15 protein-coding genes are annotated in these 19,600 nt (G+C 71.2%); 4 read left to right on the top strand and 11 right to left on the bottom strand.

All coding sequences use genetic code 11. From position 1 onward, the window contains the following. The first annotated feature begins 7 nt into the window (after positions 1-7). From nuoL to recQ, 4 genes are all read left to right on the top strand, one after another. A complete protein-coding gene (gene nuoL, locus ACFW9O_RS04170) occupies positions 8-1,903 on the top strand; it encodes an NADH-quinone oxidoreductase subunit L (protein ID WP_384604754.1) in 1,896 nt (631 codons plus the stop codon). Between the two features lie 4 nt (positions 1,904-1,907). After that, positions 1,908-3,479 (top strand): NADH-quinone oxidoreductase subunit M, encoded by a 1,572-nt coding sequence (locus ACFW9O_RS04165; protein ID WP_384604751.1) that lies wholly within the window; start codon positions 1,908-1,910, stop codon positions 3,477-3,479. Then, positions 3,476-5,143, top strand: coding sequence for an NADH-quinone oxidoreductase subunit NuoN (gene nuoN / locus ACFW9O_RS04160; protein WP_384604748.1), 1,668 nt, complete (start codon positions 3,476-3,478; stop codon positions 5,141-5,143). Before ACFW9O_RS04165 ends, nuoN begins: the two co-directional genes overlap by 4 nt. A 136-nt stretch (positions 5,144-5,279) precedes the next feature. Beyond that, entirely contained in the window at positions 5,280-7,316 is a 2,037-nt protein-coding gene (gene recQ, locus ACFW9O_RS04155) for a DNA helicase RecQ (RefSeq protein WP_351165216.1), read from the top strand. A gap of 23 nt (positions 7,317-7,339) precedes the next feature. Here recQ and ACFW9O_RS04150 read toward each other — a convergent pair whose 3' ends face one another. The 11 genes from ACFW9O_RS04150 to ACFW9O_RS04100 form a co-directional block, all read right to left on the bottom strand. Then, positions 7,340-7,945, bottom strand: a complete 606-nt coding sequence (locus ACFW9O_RS04150; protein ID WP_384604744.1) for a Uma2 family endonuclease — start codon at positions 7,943-7,945, stop codon at positions 7,340-7,342. An 84-nt stretch (positions 7,946-8,029) separates the two neighbouring features. Further along, positions 8,030-10,765 carry a fumarate reductase/succinate dehydrogenase flavoprotein subunit gene (locus ACFW9O_RS04145; protein ID WP_384604741.1) on the bottom strand — a complete coding sequence of 912 codons (2,736 nt, stop codon included), beginning with the start codon at positions 10,763-10,765 and terminating at the stop codon, positions 8,030-8,032. Positions 10,766-10,770: 5 nt separating this feature from the next. After that, the gene (locus ACFW9O_RS04140) at positions 10,771-11,517 is read right to left on the bottom strand and encodes an ABC transporter ATP-binding protein (protein ID WP_384604738.1); all 747 of its coding nucleotides are present in this window, start codon (positions 11,515-11,517) and stop codon (positions 10,771-10,773) included. Next, positions 11,514-12,377 (bottom strand): ABC transporter permease, encoded by an 864-nt coding sequence (locus tag ACFW9O_RS04135; protein ID WP_384604734.1) that lies wholly within the window; start codon positions 12,375-12,377, stop codon positions 11,514-11,516. Before ACFW9O_RS04135 ends, ACFW9O_RS04140 begins: the two co-directional genes overlap by 4 nt. Next, the gene (locus tag ACFW9O_RS04130; RefSeq protein WP_384604731.1) at positions 12,374-13,744 is read right to left on the bottom strand and encodes an ABC transporter substrate-binding protein; all 1,371 of its coding nucleotides are present in this window, start codon (positions 13,742-13,744) and stop codon (positions 12,374-12,376) included. Before ACFW9O_RS04130 ends, ACFW9O_RS04135 begins: the two co-directional genes overlap by 4 nt. 15 nt (positions 13,745-13,759) lie before the next feature. Further along, positions 13,760-13,987, bottom strand: coding sequence for a ferredoxin family protein (locus ACFW9O_RS04125; protein WP_266533934.1), 228 nt, complete (start codon positions 13,985-13,987; stop codon positions 13,760-13,762). Positions 13,988-14,020: 33 nt separating this feature from the next. Then, positions 14,021-14,791 (bottom strand): GntR family transcriptional regulator, encoded by a 771-nt coding sequence (locus tag ACFW9O_RS04120; protein ID WP_384604727.1) that lies wholly within the window; start codon positions 14,789-14,791, stop codon positions 14,021-14,023. A gap of 186 nt (positions 14,792-14,977) precedes the next feature. Beyond that, a complete protein-coding gene (locus tag ACFW9O_RS04115; protein WP_384604724.1) occupies positions 14,978-15,688 on the bottom strand; it encodes a GPP34 family phosphoprotein in 711 nt (236 codons plus the stop codon). Then, positions 15,685-16,911, bottom strand: coding sequence for a fumarylacetoacetase (fahA, locus tag ACFW9O_RS04110; RefSeq protein ID WP_384604721.1), 1,227 nt, complete (start codon positions 16,909-16,911; stop codon positions 15,685-15,687). The genes ACFW9O_RS04115 and fahA overlap by 4 nt, the downstream gene beginning before the upstream one ends. Positions 16,912-17,037: 126 nt before the next feature. Further along, positions 17,038-19,032: a CocE/NonD family hydrolase gene (locus ACFW9O_RS04105; RefSeq protein ID WP_384604718.1), complete on the bottom strand. Its 1,995-nt coding sequence runs from the start codon at positions 19,030-19,032 to the stop codon at positions 17,038-17,040. Positions 19,033-19,165: 133 nt separating this feature from the next. After that, positions 19,166-19,369 (bottom strand): hypothetical protein, encoded by a 204-nt coding sequence (locus ACFW9O_RS04100; protein WP_384604715.1) that lies wholly within the window; start codon positions 19,367-19,369, stop codon positions 19,166-19,168. Positions 19,370-19,600 lie beyond the last annotated feature (231 nt).

Raw genomic sequence — 19,600 nt, 5'->3', positions numbered from 1 at the left:
CGGAATCGTGGAAAACCTGATTGCGCTGCTGGTCGCGGCGCCCCTGCTCGGAGCGGTGGTCCTGCTGTGCGGGGGCCGCCGGCTCGACCGGGCCGGCCACTGGCTCGGCACGCTGTTCTCCGCCGCGGCCTTCGTCGTCGGCGTGGTGCTGTTCATCGACATGCTGGGCAAGGGCGCCGACGACCGCGCCCTGCACCAGATGCTGTACAGCTGGATTCCCGTCGAGGGATTCCAGGCCGACGTGGCCTTCCAGCTCGACCAGCTGTCGATGACGTTCGTCCTGCTGATCACGGGTGTGGGCACGCTGATCCACATCTACTCGATCGGCTACATGGAGCACGACGAGCGCCGCCGCCGCTTCTTCGGCTACCTGAACCTGTTCCTCGCGGCGATGCTCCTTCTGGTCATCGCCGACAACTACCTGCTGCTGTACGTCGGGTGGGAGGGCGTCGGCCTGGCGTCGTACCTGCTCATCGGCTTCTGGCAGCACAAGCCCAGCGCGGCCACCGCCGCCAAGAAGGCCTTCCTGGTCAACAGGGTCGGCGACATGGGCCTGTCGATCGCGATCATGCTGATGTTCACCACCTTCGGCACCTTCGCCTTCGGACCGGTGTTCGCCGCGGTCGACGGGACGAGCGAGGGCAAGCTCACCGCGATCGGCCTCATGCTGCTCCTCGCGGCCTGCGGCAAGTCCGCCCAGGTGCCGCTGCAGTCCTGGCTCGGTGACGCGATGGAGGGCCCGACCCCGGTCTCGGCCCTCATCCACGCCGCCACCATGGTGACCGCGGGTGTCTACCTCATCGTCCGCTCCGGTGCGATCTTCAACGCGGCGCCCGACGCCCAGCTGGTCGTCGTGGTCGTCGGTGCGGTCACGCTCCTCTTCGGTGCGATCGTCGGTTGCGCAAAGGACGACATCAAGAAGGCCCTCGCCGGGTCGACGATGTCGCAGATCGGCTACATGATCCTGGCCGCGGGTCTCGGCCCCATCGGCTACGTCTTCGCGATCATGCACCTGGTGACGCACGGCTTCTTCAAGGCCGGTCTCTTCCTCGGCGCCGGTTCGGTCATGCACGGCATGAACGACGAGGTCGACATGCGGAAGTACGGCGGCCTGCGGAAGTTCATGCCGGTCACCTTCGTCACCTTCGGCCTCGGCTACCTCGCGATCATCGGTTTCCCCGGTCTGTCCGGCTTCTTCTCCAAGGACTTGATCATCGAGGCGGCCTTCGCGAAGGGCGGCACCGAGGGCTGGATCCTCGGCTCCGTCACCCTGCTGGGTGCCGCGATCACCGCGTTCTACATGACGCGCGTGATGCTGCTGACGTTCTTCGGAGAGAAGCGCTGGCAGCCGGATGCGGAGGGCCACGACCCGCACCCGCACGAGTCACCGAAGTCGATGACGATCCCGATGATCGTGCTGGCCTTCGGGTCGGTGTTCGCGGGCGGCTTCTTCGCCATCGGCGACCGGTTCATGCACTGGCTGGAGCCCGTCACCGGACACGACCACGGGCACGCGCCGGTGAGCGCGACCACCGTCACCGCCGCCACCATGGTGGTGCTCGTCATCGGGGTCGCCATCGCCTGGTTCATGTACGGGCGCAGGCCCGTCCCCGTCGTCGCCCCGCGCGGCTCGCTGCTCACCAGGGCCGCCCGTCGCGACCTCTACCAGGACGACTTCAACCACGTGGTCCTGGTCCGCGGCGGCGAGCACCTCACCCGCTCCCTGGTCTACGTCGACCACACCCTGGTCGACGGCGTCGTCAACGGCACGGCCGCCTCGATGGGCGGGCTCTCCGGCCGGCTGCGCAAGCTGCAGAACGGCTATGCCCGCTCCTACGCGGTCTCGATGTTCGGCGGTGCGGCGGTCCTCATCGCCGCAACCCTGCTGATGAGGGCGGTCTGATCACATGTCCTTTCCCCTCCTGACAGCGACGGCGGCACTCCCGGCGATCGGTGCGATCGCCACCGCCGCCGTCCCCGCCGCACAGCGCACCGCGGCCAAATGGCTCGCGCTGATCGTCTCGCTCGGCACGCTCGTCCTCGCGGGCATCGTGTTCGCCCGCTTCGAACCGGGCGGTGACCGCTACCAGCTGACCGAATCGCACGCCTGGATCAAGGACTTCGGCGTCCGGTACGAGCTGGGCGTCGACGGCATCGGGGTGGCGCTCCTCGCGCTCACCGCGCTGCTGATCCCCTTCGTCATCCTGGCCGGCTGGCACGACGCCGACCCCCTGGAGACGAAGTCCTCCCGCTGGAGGCCCACCCAGGGCTTCTTCGCCCTCATCCTGATGGTCGAAGCGATGGTGATCCTCTCCTTCGAGGCCACCGACGTCTTCCTCTTCTACATCCTCTTCGAAGCCATGCTCATCCCGATGTACTTCCTCATCGGCGGCTTCGGGGACCGGGCGCACACGGGCAGCGACGAGAACGCGGCGACGCAACGCAGCTACGCGGCCGTGAAGTTCCTCCTCTACAACCTGGCCGGCGGGCTCATCATGCTGGCCGCCGTCATCGGGCTCTACGTGGTCGCGGGGAGCTTCTCGCTCTCCGAGATCGCCGAGGCCCGGGCCAACGGCTCGCTGGAGATGGCGAGCAGCACCGAGCGGTGGCTGTTCCTCGGCTTCTTCTTCGCCTTCGCGGTGAAGGCCCCGCTGTGGCCGCTGCACACCTGGCTGCCCAACGCCATGGGCGAGGCGACCACCCCGGTGGCCGTCCTGATCACCGCGGTCGTCGACAAGGTCGGCACCTTCGCGATGCTCCGCTTCTGCCTCCAGCTGTTCCCGGAGGCCAGCAAGTGGGCGACGCCGGTGATTCTCGTCCTGGCGCTGATCTCCATCATCTACGGCGCGCTGCTCGCCGTCGGCCAGCGCGACATCAAGCGGCTCATCGCCTACGCGTCGATCTCGCACTTCGGCTTCATCGTGCTCGGCATCTTCGCGATGACGAGCCAGGGCCAGTCGGGTGCCACGCTCTACATGGTCAACCACGGGCTCTCGACGGCCGCGCTGATGCTGGTCGCCGGATTCCTGATCACGCGGCGCGGTTCGCGGCTCATCGCCGACTACGGCGGGGTGCAGAAGGTGGCACCGGTGCTGGCGGGAACGTTCCTCATCGGCGGTCTCGCCACGCTCTCGCTGCCCGGCCTCGCCCCGTTCGTCAGTGAGTTCCTCGTCCTGGTCGGCGCGTTCAGCGCGTACCCGGTGGTCGGCATCATCGCGACCGTCGGCATCGTCCTCGCCGCGCTCTACGTCCTCGTCCTCTACCAGCGGACGATGACGGGACCGGTCACGGAGGCGGTCCGGAACATGCCGGACCTCAGGGTCCGTGAACTGGCGGTCGCCCTGCCGCTGATCGCCCTGCTGATCTTCCTGGGTGTCTTCCCGAAGCCGCTCACGGACGTGGTCAACCCGGCGGTGCAGCACACCATGCACGACGTACAGAAGAAGGACCCCCAGCCCGAGGTGGAGGCCGCCAAGTGAGCGCAACAGCTGTCCACGGCCTGTGGACGACGGCGGGCGGCGGGGTGACAACGGCTGCCGCCGGCGACAAGTTCACCGCGCCGACCATCGAGTACGCCCAACTGGCGCCCGTCCTGATCGTGATCGGCGTGGCCGTCCTGGGCGTCCTGGTGGAGGCGTTCGTCCCGCGCAGGGCCCGTTACACCACACAGGTCTTCCTGACGGTCGTCGCCCTCGGTGCCGCGTTCGCCGCGGTGCTGGGGCTCGCGGCCGACGGGTACGCGGGGAAGAACGCGCAGATCGCCGCGATGGGCGCCGTCGCCGTCGACGGTCCCGCGCTGTTCCTGCAGGGCACCATCCTGCTCGTCTCGATGGTCTCCGTCTTCACCTTCGCCGAGCGGCGCCTGGACCCCGCCTCCCACGGCAACCGCGTGGACTCCTTCGCCGCGCAGGCCGGTTCGGTCCCCGGCAGTGACGGCGAGAAGGCCGCGGTCAAGGCCGGGTTCACCACGACCGAGGTCTTCCCGCTGGTCCTGTTCTCCGTCGCAGGCATGCTGGTCTTCCCGGCGGCCAACGACCTGCTGACCCTCTTCATCGCGCTCGAGGTCTTCTCCCTCCCGCTCTACCTCCTGTGCGCCGTCGCCCGCCGCAAGCGGCTGATGTCGCAGGAGGCCGCGGTGAAGTACTTCCTGCTCGGGGCCTTCTCCTCGGCGTTCCTGCTCTTCGGGATCGCCCTGCTCTACGGATACGCGGGAACCGTCTCGTACGCCGGTATCGCGAACGTCGTGGACGGCACCGTCCAGGAGATCGACCCGGCGCTCGCCGACACGATGGGCAACGACGTGCTGCTGCTGATCGGCGGCGCGATGATCCTCATGGGCCTGCTGTTCAAGGTCGGCGCCGTCCCGTTCCACATGTGGACCCCGGACGTCTACCAGGGTGCGCCGACCCCGGTCACGGGCTTCATGGCCGCCGCGACGAAGGTCGCCGCCTTCGGTGCCCTGCTGCGCCTGCTGTACGTGGTGCTGCCAGGTCTCACCTGGGACCTGCGCCCCGTCATGTGGGGCGTCGCGATCGTCACGATGCTGGGCGGGGCGATCGTCGCGATCACCCAGACCGACATCAAGCGGCTGCTGGCCTACTCCTCGATCGCGCACGCGGGCTTCATCCTCGCGGGTGTCATCGCGGCCAGTCCGGAGGGCATCTCCTCGGTCCTCTTCTACCTCGGCGTCTACTCCTTCGTGACCGTCGGCGCCTTCGCCGTCGTCACCCTGGTGCGCGACGCGGGGGGCGAGGCGACGCACCTGTCGCAGTGGGCCGGACTCGGCCGGCGCTCGCCGCTGACCGCGGCGGTCTTCGCCGTGTTCCTGCTGTCCTTCGCCGGTATCCCGCTCACGTCGGGCTTCTCCGGCAAGTTCGCCGTCTTCAAGGCGGCGGCGGACAACGGCGCGGGCGGCCTGGTCGTGGTCGGTGTGATCTCGTCGGCCATCGCCGCGTTCTTCTACATCCGCGTCATCGTCCTGATGTTCTTCAGCGAGCCGAAGGCCGACGGCCCCACGGTCGCCGTCCCGTCGCCGCTGACGATGACGACGATCGCGGTCGGCGTCGCGGTCACCCTGGTGCTCGGCCTGGCCCCGCAGTACTTCCTGGACCTGGCGAGCCAGGCGGGAGTCTTCGTGCGGTAACCGCGTGGGAAGCGCTGCGACAACGCCGGACGGGCCCTGGAAGTCAAGCCCGTCCGGCGTTGTCGTATGCGGCGCCTATGGTTGCTGTGGACGGTTGGACAGAGATACGGACGGCACGGACGGGCGGACGGGAACGATGAGTGTGACGACCGAGAGCGCCGCGCAGCAGACGCTGCACCGGGTGTTCGGGTACGAGGCGTTCCGCGGCGAGCAGGGTGCGGTGATCGACCATGTGGTCGCCGGTGGCGACGCGGTCGTGCTCATGCCCACCGGCGGCGGCAAGTCCCTCTGCTACCAGATTCCCGCCCTGGTCAGGCCGGGTACCGGCGTCGTGGTCTCTCCGCTGATCGCGCTCATGCAGGACCAGGTGGACGCCCTGCGTGCGCTCGGTGTCCGCGCCGGTTTCATGAACTCCACGCAGGACTTCGACGAGCGCCGTTCGATGGAGGCCCAGTTCCTGGCGGGCGAGCTCGACCTGCTGTACCTGGCCCCGGAGCGGCTGCGCCTGGACTCCACCCTCTCGCTGCTCGCCCGCGGTGAGATCTCCGTCTTCGCGATCGACGAGGCGCACTGCGTCGCCCAGTGGGGCCACGACTTCCGCCCGGACTACCTGGCCCTGTCCGTCCTGGGCGAGCGCTGGCCCGACGTCCCGCGCATCGCGCTGACGGCCACGGCGACCGACGCCACGCACCAGGAGATCACCCAGCGCCTGGGCATGCCCGAGGCCAGGCACTTCGTGGCCAGCTTCGACCGGCCCAACATCCAGTACCGCGTCGTGGGGAAGTCCGACCCGAAGAAGCAGCTGCTCACCTTCCTCAAGGAGGAGCACCCCGGGGACGCGGGCATCGTCTACTGCCTCTCGCGCAATTCGACGGAGAAGACCGCCGAGTACCTCTGCCGCAACGGCATCGAGGCCGTGCCGTACCACGCGGGCCTGGACGCGTCGATGCGCGCCGAGCACCAGTCGCGCTTCCTGCGGGAGGAGGGCCTGGTCGTCGTCGCGACCATCGCCTTCGGCATGGGCATCGACAAGCCCGACGTGCGCTTCGTCGCCCACCTCGATCTGCCGAAGTCCGTCGAGGGCTACTACCAGGAGACAGGACGCGCGGGCCGTGACGGTGCGCCCTCCACGGCCTGGATGGCGTACGGCCTCCAGGACGTCGTCCAGCAGCGCAAGCTGATCCAGGGCGGCGAGGGCGACGAGGCGTTCCGGCGCCGGGCCGCGGCGCACCTCGACTCGATGCTGGCGCTGTGCGAGACCGTCCAGTGCCGCCGCGCCCAGCTCCTGACGTACTTCGGCCAGGAGCCAGGCTCCGAGAGCTGCGGCAACTGCGACACCTGCCTCACCCCGCCCGAGACCTGGGACGGCACGGTGGTCGCGCAGAAGCTGCTGTCCACCGTGGTCCGGCTGAAGCGGGAGCGCGGGCAGAAGTTCGGGGCCGGCCAGATCATCGACATCCTGCTGGGCCGCAAGACCGCGAAGATCATCCAGTTCGACCACGACCAGCTCTCGGTCTTCGGGATCGGTGAGGAGCTGGCCGAGGCGGAGTGGCGTGGTGTGGTGCGCCAGCTGCTGGCCCAGGGCCTGCTCGCCGTCGAGGGCGAGTACGGCACGCTCGTGCTGACCGAGGAGAGCGGTTCGGTGCTCGGCCGGGAGCGTGAGGTACTGCTGCGCAAGGAGCCGAAGAAGCCGACGGCCAAGTCGGCGAGGGGCGAGCGCAAGGGCAAGTCGGCCGCCGCCGTGGTGGACCTGCCGGCCGAGGCCGTCCCGGTCTTCGAGGCGCTGCGCGCCTGGCGCGGCGCCCAGGCCAAGGAGCTGGGCCTCCCGGCGTACGTGATCTTCCACGACGCGACGCTGCGGGAGATCGCCGCGCTCCGTCCCGGTTCGCTCGCGGAGCTGGGCGGGATCAGCGGCCTGGGCGAGAAGAAGCTGGCGACGTACGGCGAGGGCGTCCTGGAGGTGCTGGCCGGGCTGGGAGACACGGGGCCGGCCGCCGCCGACGCGGACCCTGCCCCCGCCGCGCCGGAACCGGCGAGCCGGCCCGCCGTGGTCGCGCCGCGGCCGGAAGCCGCGCGGACCGCCGAGCCGACGCGACCGGTGCGGGCCGCACGGGCGGAGCAGGACACGGACACGCACTTCGGCTGGGACGAGGAACCGCCCGAGTTCGAGTGAGCGGGTGACGGGCGGCGACGGGTCTACTCCGGCGTCGCCCGGCGGCGTGTGACGATCGCGGTCAGGTCGAGATCGACGGGGAAGGGCGCGGAGACCTTCATCCTGTCGTGGAAGATCCCGGTGGAGGTGTACGCGCCGGTGGCGGGTTCCAGCTCGAAGACGTACACGACTGCTCGGCCGTCCTGGTTCTCCACCCGCCAGTAGTGCGGAATCTTCGCCCGCGCGTACTTCACGGGCTTGGTCTCCCGGTCACGGGTGACGGACTCGTCGGACACGACCTCGACGGCCAGCACCACACTGTGCGAGGGGAAACGCGTCTGCCGCAGACTCTCGACCGCCTCCGCATGCACGACGACAACATCGGGCTCAGGCCGGTTCTGGAAGTCGACGTCGATGGTGAATTCGCGAAAGACTTCCAGGTCGAGCGGTGCGAGCGACTGCAGCTGCCACTTCAGGTAGTCGATCGCACGCTCATGGAAAACGGTCTGCGGACCCACGAAAACGAGGCTCCCGTCGATCAGCTCCGTATGCGGAGGCAGATTCGGAAGCGTGTCCAGGTCATCGGCGGTCCATCCGCCCACGGGCGGAACCGCCCACCGCGGCTCGGGTGCCTCGGGTTCGATGCTCATCAGTGCTCCTATACGAAGCAGTCTCGCGGTCGGTCCAGCGTATCCGGCGGGAACCGATCAAGGCCGACCAAACATGTGAGCGACTCACGCGTCGTTGACCACCGCCCCCCTCGCCGCGTACGCGCGCACGTCCGCGTCCGGGTCGGTGAGGACTCCGGCCAGGGCCTCCCGGGCCGCGTCGTGGGCCGTGTGGTGGAGCAGCGCCAGCACCGCCGCCTTCCGCACGTCGGCGTTCGGGTCGCCCAGGGCCCCGGCCAGCGGGGCGACCGCGGCATCCGGGGCCGCCGAGGAGAGCGCCGTCGCCGCCCCCGCCCGGACCTGCCACGCAGGGTCCCCCAGGGCCGTGACCGCCCTCGCGGCGTACGGCGCGGGGCACCCCGTCGCCGCGAGCGCGGCCAGGGCGGCGGCGCGGACCAGCGCGTCCCCGTCCGCCAGCAGCGGGGTGAGCGGCTCCGGGGCGGGGGAGTGCGTGGCGGCCAGCCCCTTCGCCACGGCCACCCGGACCTCGCGGGACGGATCGGCCGCGGCTGCCGCCAGGGCCTGGACCGCGTCCACCGAGACGAGCGCGCGGACGGTGTGCAGCCGCACGTCGATGACCGGGTCGCCGAGCGTGCGCGCGTACAGGTCCGCGTCCCCCAGCCGCAGCGCCCGCAGGGTGTCGAGCGCGGTGGACCGTACGACCGGGTCGTCCGAGCCCAGGGCCGTCACCAGCGGTGCGCGCAGGGCCGGTTCGGCCGGCAGCACCTCGACCAGCTCCCGCAGGGAGGCGGCGGCCGCCGCCCGCACCGACGGCGCCGGGTCGGCGAGCGTCCCGGCCAGCGCGGGACCCGCGCCCTGCGGCGTCGACTCGGTGAGCGCGGCCACGGCCGCCCGCCGGACCGCCGGGTCCGCGTCGGCCAGGTACGGGGCGAGGACCGGCAGGTCCGGCTGGTCGTCGGCGAGCGCGAGGAGTTCCAGGATGCGGGGGGACGGGCCGGACGGTACGGGGGCAGCGGCAGCGGGCGACGGCTCCGCCGCCGTCCGGGAGCCGGACGACGGGGCCACGTCCCGCCGTCCCGCCGTGGCGACCTGCTCCGCCGCCACCTCGCCGATCTCGCGCGAGGGCCCGCCCACCGGGGCGAAACCTTCCACCGGCACGAGGTAGGGAGCCACCGGCCTGGCCGTGAACTCCATCGCCCCCGAAGCGGACTTGCGCAGGTCCAGGTGGTGGAACCAGTCCGCGTCGTCACGCTCGGGATGGTCCGTACGCTCGTGGTACAGGCCCCAGCGGGACTCCGTCCGGGCCAGCGAGGAGCGCGCCGCCATCTCCGCGCAGTCCCGGATGAAGCTCACCTCGGCGCACCGCATCAGCTCGTGCGGGGTCGTCGCGCCCATCTCCGCGATGTCGGTCCGCATCCGCTCGAACGCCTCCAGCGCGAGCGAGAGGCGCGCCCCCGACTTGGGCGGGGCCACGTAGTCGTTCACGAAGCGGCGCAGCTTGTACTCGACCTGGGGCTGCGGCGGACCCTCCGGGTTGAGCAGCGGCCGGTAGATCAGCTCATGGGCCTCGCGCAGCTGCTCGGCGGGCAGTTCGCCCTCGTACGCCGTGAACTGCGAGGCGTCGGCGCCCGCGAGGTCACCGAAGACGAACGCGCCGATCATGTAGTTGTGCGGGACGCAGGCCAGGTCCCCGGCGGCGTAGAGGCGCGGCACCGTCGTACGCGCGTGGTCGTCGACCCGGACGCCGGAGGCCGAATGGCCGCCGCACAGACCGATCTCGGAGATGTGCATCTCGATGTCGTGGGTGCGGTAGTCATGGCCCCGGTTCGCGTGGAACGTGCCGCGCGTGGGCCGTTCCGTGGTGTGCAGGATGTCCTCCAGCGCGCTGACGGACTCCTCGGGGAGGTGGCTCAGCTTCAGGTACACCGGCCCCCGGTCGGAGGCGACCTCCGCCGCGAACTCGGCCATCATCTGCCCCGACCAGTAGTCGGAGTCGACGAACCGTTCGCCGTGCCGGTTCACCTGGTAGCCGCCGAACGGATTGGCGACGTAGGCGCAGGCCGGACCGTTGTAGTCCTTGATCAGCGGGTTGATCTGGAAGCACTCGATGCCGGTCAGCTCGGCGCCCGCGTGGTACGCCATGGCATAGCCGTCGCCGGCGTTGGTCGGGTTCTCGTACGTCCCGTAGAGGTAGCCGGACGCCGGCAGTCCGAGCCGTCCGCACGGCCCGGTGGCCAGGACGACGGCCCCGGCGCGGACCGTGACGAACGCTCCCGTACGGGTGTTGAAGCCCGCCGCCCCGATCGCCCTGCCGTCGTCACCGGTGAGGATCCGGACCGGCATCACCCGGTTCTCGATCCGGATCCGCTCCCGCATCTCGCGGCGCCGCAATTGCCGGTAGAGGACCTTCTTGACGTCCTTGCCCTCGGGCATCGGCAGCACGTACGCACCGGAGCGGTGCACCTGGCGGACGGCGTACTCCCCGTGCTCGTCCTTCTCGAACTTCACCCCGTACGACTCCAGCCGCTGCACCATCGGGAAGCCGAGCTCCGCGGTCCGGCGGACGGTGGACTGGTCGACGATGCCGTCGTTGGCGCGGGTGATCTCGGCGACGTAGTCGTCGGGTTCGGCCCGGCCCGGGATCACGGCGTTGTTGACGCCGTCCATCCCCATGGCGAGGGCGCCCGAGTGCCGCACGTGCGCCTTCTCCAGCAGCACGACGGACGCGCCGTGCTCGGCGGCGGTGAGGGCCGCCATGGTGCCGGCCGTGCCGCCCCCGACGACCAGTACGTCGCAGGAGAGTTCCTCGGCGTCGGCGAGGGCGGGGATCTGCACGGTCATGCCTTTCAGTGAGCGGGAGTGAGCGATTCGAGGACCTCGCGGCGCAGCGCGACGGTCGCCGGGTCGGAATGCGCGGCGCGTTCACGCGGACGCGGTACGTCCAGGACGCGCCCGGTGGGCAGCAGCGCCACCCGGTCGCCGAGGAACAGCGCCTCGTCCACGTCGTGCGTGACGAAGACGACCGTGGCGCCCGTGCCGTGCAGGACGTCGACGAGCAGCTGCTGCATCCCGGCCCTGGTCTGGGCGTCCAGCGCGCCGAAGGGCTCGTCCATCAGGACCGCGCGCGGGTCGGCCGCCAGCGCGCGGGCCAGCTGCACACGCTGGCGCTGGCCGCCCGAGACGCGGTGCGGAAGCTTCGCCCCGTGGTCCTCCAGGCCGACCCGGGCCAGCCAGGACTCGGCCCGGTGCCTGCGCTCGGAGCGGGCCACGCCCCGGATGGCGAGGGGCAGTTCGACATTGGCGCGCACCGTGCGCCACGGCAGCAGCGCGTCGTCCTGGAAGACGAGGGCCCGCTCGGCGTGCGGCGCGGTGACCGGCTCGCCGTCCTGGGTCACCTCGCCGCCGAGCACGGGCAGCAGGCCGGCGAGGGTGCGCAGGAGCGTGGACTTGCCGCAGCCGGACGGGCCGACGACGGCGAGGATCTCACCGGGTACGACATCGAGATCGATGCCGTCGAGGACGGGTGCCCCGGCCCGGCCGAGCACGGCGCCGCGCAGGGTGAGCCGGACGCCCGGGGACGTGGTGGTGGTCATGGGTGCACCCGCTCCTTCGCGAGGGGGGCGGGCGCGGCCGCCGGGGACACGGGACGGGGCCGGTGCCGTACGGGGGACGGCGGCCGGTGGTTCTCCGTACGCGGCAGCCACCGTGTGAGCCGGCGGCCGAGCAGTTCCACGGCCGTCGAGGTGATCCAGCCGAGCAGGCCGATCGTGGCCATGCCGACGAAGACGCCCGGGTAGTCGACGACCGTGTAGTCCTGCCAGGTGCGGTACCCCACCCCGTACTCGCCGGAGATCATCTCGGCGGAGATCACGCAGATCCACGACACCCCGATGCCGACGGAGAGCCCGCCCAGGATGCCGGGGAGCGCGCCGGGCAGGACGACGGAGCCGAGGATCCGCCACCGGCCGCCGCCCATCGTCAGGACGGCCTCCTCCCACACCGGGGTGAGCGCGCGCACCGCGTGCCGGGTGGAGACCATGACCGGGAAGAACGCCGCGGTGCACGTGATGAAGACGATCCCCTGCTCGTTGCTGGGGAAGAGCAGGATCGCCACCGGCACCAGCGCGATGGCCGGGACCGGACGGATCACTTCGAGGACCGGGCCCAGCAGGTCGGAGGCCAGCCGGGAGCGGGCGACGGCCGTGCCGACCGTGATGCCCAGGACGGCGGCCAGGGCGAAGCCGGTGACGATCCGGGTCAGGCTGTCGGTGAGGTCCTGCCAGTACGCGTCGTTGCCGAGCCGGTCGCCGAAGGCGCGCGCCACGTCGGTCACCGTCGGGAACTGCTCGAAGCGCAGCCACAGATTGATGTCGAAGGCGGTCAGCAGCTGCCAGATGCCCAGGGCGGCCACCAGCGACAGGGCCCGCAGCACGATCGACCACCGGCCGCTCATGAGACGCGGGCCCAGTCGAGCGCGGTGGCGTACGGAACGATCCGGGCGCCGGGGTGCGCGGCGACATCGGCGCGGGCCGCGGATCCGGTGACGTACGGCCGCAGTCCGGCGCCGTCCGACACCCAGACCGCCCGGTCGGCGAACCACAGCGTGCCGGTCCTCGCGTCGGGCACGTACGCGGCGCGGACCTGCCCCGGGTGCGCGGCGGCGTACCGCAGGACCTCGACGGGGGTGGCGAACGCCGACGTGGCGTCCTTGCCCTTCAGCCAGACCTCGCCACCGCGCGCGGCGGGCGGACCGGCCGCCCGCGCCTTCGCGTAGGCGGAGCCGTACACCCGCTTCACGTACTGCTCGTCGACGAAGGCGTCCACGTCCACGTCGCCGACCAGCTTCGCCGAGCGCAGCACGGGGACGTCCTTCTTGAGCGCCGCGACCAGGGCGGGTTTCACGGTGGTGTCGAACGTCGCGATGCCCTGGGAGCCGTTGTAGAGGTGCACGACCTCGGCCGGCAGGCCGGTGGCCTTCGCGACCGACTCGGACGACGCGACCGGGTGCTCGTGCAGGTAGTCGGTGGCCCGGCCCTGCGCCCGCAGGAAGTCCTCCAGCACGGCGGGCCGCTTCTTCGCGAACTCCTCACGGACGGTGACCCCGTGGAAGGTCGGAAGATTCAGTTCCGCCCCGTCGTAGAGGGCCTTCGCCCGGCCCTGGAAGGCCAGCAGCCCGGGCCAGGCGACGAACTGCGAGAGGGCCTCCGCGCTGCCGGCCTGGAGCGCCGAAGCGCCCACGGCAGGCTGCTGGTTGAGCTTGCGGATGTCCTTCTCGGGATCGAGTCCTGCCTGTTGGAGGGCGCGGACGAGCGTTCCGTCGGCGGCCGACCCGACACTCGTGGAGACCTTCTTGCCGCGCAGGTCATCGAGCGAGTCGAGGTCCGAACCGGGCCCGGTCACCACGGTGTTGAGGCCACCACGAAGGTTGTACCCGGTGACCGAGACGAGTTTGGTCGGGCGGTTGAGCTGCTTGCCGCGGGCGGCGTTGATCAGCAGCGGGAAGTCGCCCATCGAACCGATGTCGATCTTTCCGGCGGTCATCTGCGCGGTGATCGGCGCGCCGGTCGCGTAGTCCTGCCACTTCACCTTGTACGTGACGCCGTCCCGTTCGCCGCGGGCCCGCAGCTCCTCCTCGAAGTAGCCGAGCGAGCGCAGGAGGGTGCCCGCGGTGACGGTGTTGATGGTCCTGGACTGATAGCCGACGGTCACCGTGACCGTGTCGCTGTCACCCGCGCTCGCTTCGCCGCCGCAGCCCGCGGTGAGCGGGACGAGAGTCGCGGCGGTGAGCAGGGCGCCGGCGCGGATTGCCGTGCGTCGCATGGGAGGAAGGGCCTTTCACCGGAGGAGGTAGGGCATGTTGACCGTGACCGCGTCGGTGGGACACCGGGCCGCGCACGGGCCGCAGTACCAGCACTCGTCGACGTGCATGAATGCCTTGCCGCTGTCCGGGTTGATGGCCAGGGAGTCGAGAGGACACATGTCGACGCAGAGGGTGCAGCCGTCGATGCACTTCGACTCGTCGATGGTCACGGGCACGTCGGCCCGCTGGGGCGCCAGAGGCATGGCGGTCTCCAGGAAAGAGGGGAGGGAGGGGTCTCAGTCCGACCTGTGCAACAGGCCGCTCATGCTGATGCGGTCACCGCGGAACCGGATGAACTCCAGGTCCACGGGCCGCCCGTCACGGAGATGGGTGAGGCGTTCCAGCATCAGGACGGCGGCGCCGTGCGGGGTCTCCAGGACGGCGGCGGAGTGCGCGTCGGCGTTGACGGCCTCCAGAGTGATCTCGGCGGTCCCGAGAGCGCGGCCTGTCAGGGATTCCAGGAGCCGGAAGACATCGGTGTTCTCCAGGTCGCAGCCGAGCAGCCCGGCGCCGATGTCCATGGGGATGTACGTGAGGTCGAGGGACAGCGGCAGCCCGTTCAGCAGCCGGCGCCGCTCGATGTAGAGGACGTCGGTGTGCTCGGCGATCCCGAGCCGCCGCGCGACGGGTCCGGGGGCGGCCACGGGTCCGACGGTACGGACCTCGTTGGTGACCCGGCCGTGCTCGTGCAGGGTCTCGGCCAGACCCTGGAGCCGGTCCAGGCCGTGCGGGTACTTCTCACTGACGACGACGGTGCCGACACCCGGCTGGCGTTCCACCAGACCCTCGGCACGCAGCAGGTCGAGGGCCTGACGGACGGTGTTGCGGGAGACGCGGTAGTCGGCGCCGATGGTGTCCTCGAACGGCAGTACGCCACCGGGGAAGCCCCCGGTGCGCACTTGGTGGCGCAGCAGGTCGGCCAGCAGCCGGGCATGGTCCGCGCGCAGCCGGCGCCGGCGGGCGGCGGCGACGGGCACGGTGTGCTCACGGATGCGATCGGCTGGCATGCGCTGGACCATACCGACGGGGCCCCCGCGGTGGTGTTGCCGCAGTGTTGCGCCACTTCCGCCCTCAGGCTGCGGAGCCTTGACCAGCGGGTTTCCGCCCGGACGGCGAAGATCTGCCACCCGGGACGACCACCCCTCGGACAGTGGAGGCGCCTGTCGACCACCCCTCGGACACCCGGGCAGGTGTCAGTCGCCGCTTCCGCCGCCGCCCCCGCCGACGCCTCCGCTCCTGTCCCCTCCGCCGCCCCCGCCGACGCCTCCGCCGCCGTTCTGGCCGGCCTTGTCCTGGCTCACGTTGCGGTGCACCGCCAGGGCCGGCCACTCCTGGCGGGCCAGTGCCCGCATGGCCGAACGGGTCCGCCGGTCGCCCTGCCCGACCGCCGACGGCAGCTCGACCGCCGCGGCGACAGCCGCCAGCAGCCTGTCGCGGCGGTCGGAGAAGCCCGCCCCGCCGGCCGCCGCGAAGTGCTCCCGTATGTGTGCCGACAGGCCTCCGTGGCCGGGGAGGTGGCGGTGGTAGGGCAGGAGGCCGAGGAAGCGGCGGGTCTCCCTGCGCAGGAGGCCGCGCTGCACCAGCGCGTCGAGGTAGAGGCCCTGGGCCTGCCGCCCCGCGTGCCGGACCCAGCCCCTGGCCGACACGCCTCCGCGGAACCGGCTCTTGGCCGGTGCCGGCAGGCTGCGCAGGAACACCGCGAGCAGCGGGTCCGGCGGGTCCAGCGGATTCGCCACGTGCACCCGGCCTCGCTCCTCGGTGATCCGTCCCTGGAGCTCCAGCTCTGCCAGTACGGCCCCGGCCAGGCCGTACTCCAGGTACCTCCACCGGCACAGGGGCTTGCCGCGCACGGGGTCCAGCGCGAGCAGCAACAGCTCCTCGGGGAGCGTCGGCCGGTCGGTCATGCCGCGGGGACGATCCGGCCGATGACCTCGCCGAGGCCGACGCGCGTGCCGTGCGGCCCGGGGGCCCACGCGGTCATGGTGACCGTGTCGCCGTCCTCCAGGAACGTCCGCTTGCCCTCGGGCAGGTCCAGCGGATCGCGGCCGTTCCAGGTGAGTTCGAGCAGGGAGCCGCGCTCGCCGGGCTCGGCGCCGCTGACGGTTCCGGAGCCGTACAGGTCACCCGTGCGCAGCGAGGCGCCGTTCACCGTCATCTGCGCCAGCTGCTGCGCCGCCGTCCAGTACATGGAGGAGAACGGCGGTTCGGAGACCGGCTGTCCGTTGATCGCGACCGAGATCCGGATGTCGAAGCCGCCCGGCTCCTCGTCGTCCGCGTCGTCCAGGTAGGGGAGCAGCTCGAAGTCCCGGGCGGGCGGGGCGGTCCGGGCCGCGTCCAGGGCCTCCAGCGGGGTCACCCACGCCGATACGGAGGTGGCGAAGGACTTGCCGAGGAACGGGCCGAGCGGCACGTACTCCCAGGCCTGGATGTCCCGCGCCGACCAGTCGTTGAGCAGGCAGAGACCGAACACGTGCTCGCGGAAGTCGGCGAGCGCGACCGGGGTTCCCTGCCGGGAGGGGACTCCGACGACGAAACCGACCTCGGCCTCGATGTCCAGCTTCACCGAAGGCCCGAAGACGGGGGCCGGGTCGGTGGGTGCCTTGCGCTGCCCGGAGGGGCGCACCACCTCCGTACCGGAGACGACGACCGTGCCCGCCCGCCCGTGGTAACCGATCGGCAGGTGCTTCCAGTTGGGGGTGAGGGCCACGCCGTCGGGCCGGAAGATCCGCCCGACGTTGGTGGCGTGGTGCTCGCTGGCGTAGAAGTCGACGTAGTCCGCGACCTCGTACGGCAGGTGCATCGTCACCGCGTCCACCGGATGGAGCAGGGGCTCTATGTCCGGGCGGTGCGCCGGGACCGTCACCCAGGCGGTGAGCGCGCGGCGCACGTCCCGCCACGCGGTGCGGCCCGCCGCGAGGAGCGGCATCAGGCTGGGCCTGGCCAGCAGCTGGGCGTACGGGGAGCCGAGCGCGTGCGCGGCTGCTCCGGCGTCCAGCACATGGGCGCCGATGCGGACGCCGACCCTGCGGTCGTCCGGGTGTTCGGGGGTGGAGAACACTCCGTACGGAAGGTTGTGCGGACCGAAGGGGTCGCCCTCGGCCAGATCGAGCGGGCTGCTCTCGGGCATCTGTTGCTGCCTCGCTTTCCAGGTCGCTTGGGGGACACGTTACGTCGGCGGCGGCACCCGGCGGCAGTGTCTCAACTATGCGTAATGCCCGGAAAGTTCCGTCGTACTCCCGTATGGCCGTCGCCTTCATCCCGCCGTGCGCGGGATCCTCTTCTCCCAGGTCCGGTGGAAGACGATCTCGTCGCCGTCCCTGCACACCACCTCGTCGGACGTGATGAAGTCGTCGTCGTCCGCACTCGTCTCCGAACGCGACTCGATCCTCACGTCCCAGGACATCTCCGGCCGGTGCAGCCGGATCTTCCAGTCCGAACGAGCGGCGGCCGAGAGCGGGTCGTCCTCGCGGATCGTGTACGTCTCGACCGCGTCCTCGGTGTACTCCAGCCCGTCCGGGTAGACACGCGTACCGCCGTAGCGCGGGTCGACCTCCAGCCGCCATTCGCCCTTGGCCACGTCGCGGACCATCAGACGCTCCGGGCGCTCCTCGTCGAGCGTGACCGGAAGGACGACACCGAGCGGCTCCGACTGCTCCGGTTCGCCGAAGCTGATCGCCGGGTCCTCGGTGTGCCTGCGCACCGGGAGTTCGACGAGGCTGCCGTCCGCGTCGAGCGTGAATCCGTCCGAGCCGGCCTGTGGCCAGATCCACGGCCAGTACGAGGACGAGACGGCGAGCCTGATCCGGTGGCCGGGCGGGAAGGTGTGCCCGATGCCGTTCAGCTCGAAGGTCACGTCCTCGGTCTCCCCGACGGGCCAGTCCTCCGACCGGTCGCGCCCGTGGCGCGCCGCCAGGTTCAGCACGCCCCGCGTCACCAGGGTCGAGGCGCCGTCCGGGGCCACGTCGCAGAGCCGGGCGACCGCCTGGCCGCGCGGCACGTCCATCCGGATGCGGAGCCTCACCCGGGGCCGGCCGAGGATCTCGATGGGAGCCTCCACGACGGGGAACTCGAAGCACACCGACCTGGCGTCCTCACCCCGCTGGTCGGGCGGCAGGTCGGCGTCGTTGCCGAAGGGGAAGAACCGGCCCGCGTCCATCCCGGTCTGCTGCGGCGAGCGGACGGTCTGCGGGCCGCCCTGGAGGGCGTACGCCACCGGCGAGACGTTCTCCGACGGCCAGTCCGCGTCGCCGACCCAGCGGCCGGGCAGTGTCTCGTAGACCGTCGCGGGAGGGTGCGAACCGCTGATCCAGGACCGCAGCAGGGGCTCGTTCATCACCCCGGTGTCCTTGTCCTTGAGGTGCTGGTCCCACCAGCGCAGGGTCTCCTGCAAAAAGCCGATCGCGGGCCCCGGAGGCAGCCCCCGGTCCGGGTACTGGTGCGACCAGGGGCCGATCAGCCCGCGCACCTTCGCCGGGTCCAGGTGCTCGACGAGTCGCAGGACGGTGTCGCGGTACGGGTCGTGCCAGCCGCCCACCGCGAGGACGTGGGCCTCGACGGCGCCGTAGTCCTCGCAGACGCTGCCGTGCTTCCAGTAGTCGTCGCGGGTCTGGTGCGCCAGCCACGTATGGATGAACGGGTCGACGGCCTCCAGCCGCTTCAGCCACATGTCCCTCCAGTCGTCACCGACGTCCGCCGGGTCGGGCGGACGGCAGGCGAAGGCCAGCATGGTGGCGGCCCAGGCGTGCATGTCGACGCCGAGGACGGAGCCGCCCATGTAGTGGACGTCGTTGTCGTAGCGGTCGTCGGCCGAGCAGACGGTGACGATCGCCTTCAGGGGCTCCGGGGCCAGTGCGGCGATCTGGAGGGAGTTGGAGCCGCCCCAGGAGATGCCGAACATGCCGACCCGGCCCGAGCACCACTCCTGCCGGGCGAGCCAGTGCACGACGGCCACCCCGTCGGCGAGCTCCTGCGCGTCGTACTCGTCGCCCGGCATGCCCTCGCTGTTGCCGTGCCCGCGCACGTCGACCCGTACGGAGGCGTAGCCGTGGCCCGCGTACCAGGGGTGGCGCTGCCAGTCGCGCGGGGCCGTCCAGTCGCTCAGCCGGTAGGGCAGGTACTCCAGCAGCGCGGGCACCGGTTCGTCGGTGACCGGCCGCCAGATCCGCGCGTACAGCTCGGTGCCGTCCGACAGCGGGATGTAGAGGTCCTCGTGGGCCGTCTCGTACGGGAATTCGGTGCGGATCTGCATGGCGGTACCTCGGTGGACGGGGTGCATGGTGCGCTCGAGCCAGGAGCGGCGGCGAGGACGGCCATACAGGCCGCCACCGCGATTGCGCCATTGACACCGACGTGGGCGGGGTGGGAGACCTCGCCGTACAGCTTCACGACCTGCGCCCGGACGTGGTGGGGGACGTACCGGATGCCTCCAGCAGGATGTCGCCGGGCCCGCGCTCCCCGGGAGGCACCCTGGGGCTCCGGAACCTCCCCACGACGTACCCGACGGGCGTGATCACCGGCACCGGGGTGAGTACGTCGACGAAGCGGGCCGTGGCCGGCCACCCGGACAGCGCAAGGGCCGTGCCCATGGCGCCGGTCGCGACCGTGCCGGCGAAGAAGAGGACCGGGACGGCCTGCGTCCGGGTACGAGAACCGCTCCCGCACATCGAGCCCGGACAGGGTCATGAGGCCCCGCGAATGGCCCGACGAGGCGTGGTCGTCCCCGGGCGGCGGCTGGGCCGGCTCGACGTCGGTCGCGGTGTGGGACAAAGCGGCAACTCCTGATCGTATGACCTGATCCCGAACATACCGGCGATGGC

This window comes from Streptomyces sp. NPDC059499, from assembly GCF_042749285.1.
In the GTDB taxonomy this organism is placed as follows: Bacteria; Actinomycetota; Actinomycetes; order Streptomycetales; family Streptomycetaceae; genus Streptomyces.
The sequence above is the reverse complement of the archived record's forward strand: the minus strand, read 5'-3'. Positions and strand labels throughout refer to the sequence as shown.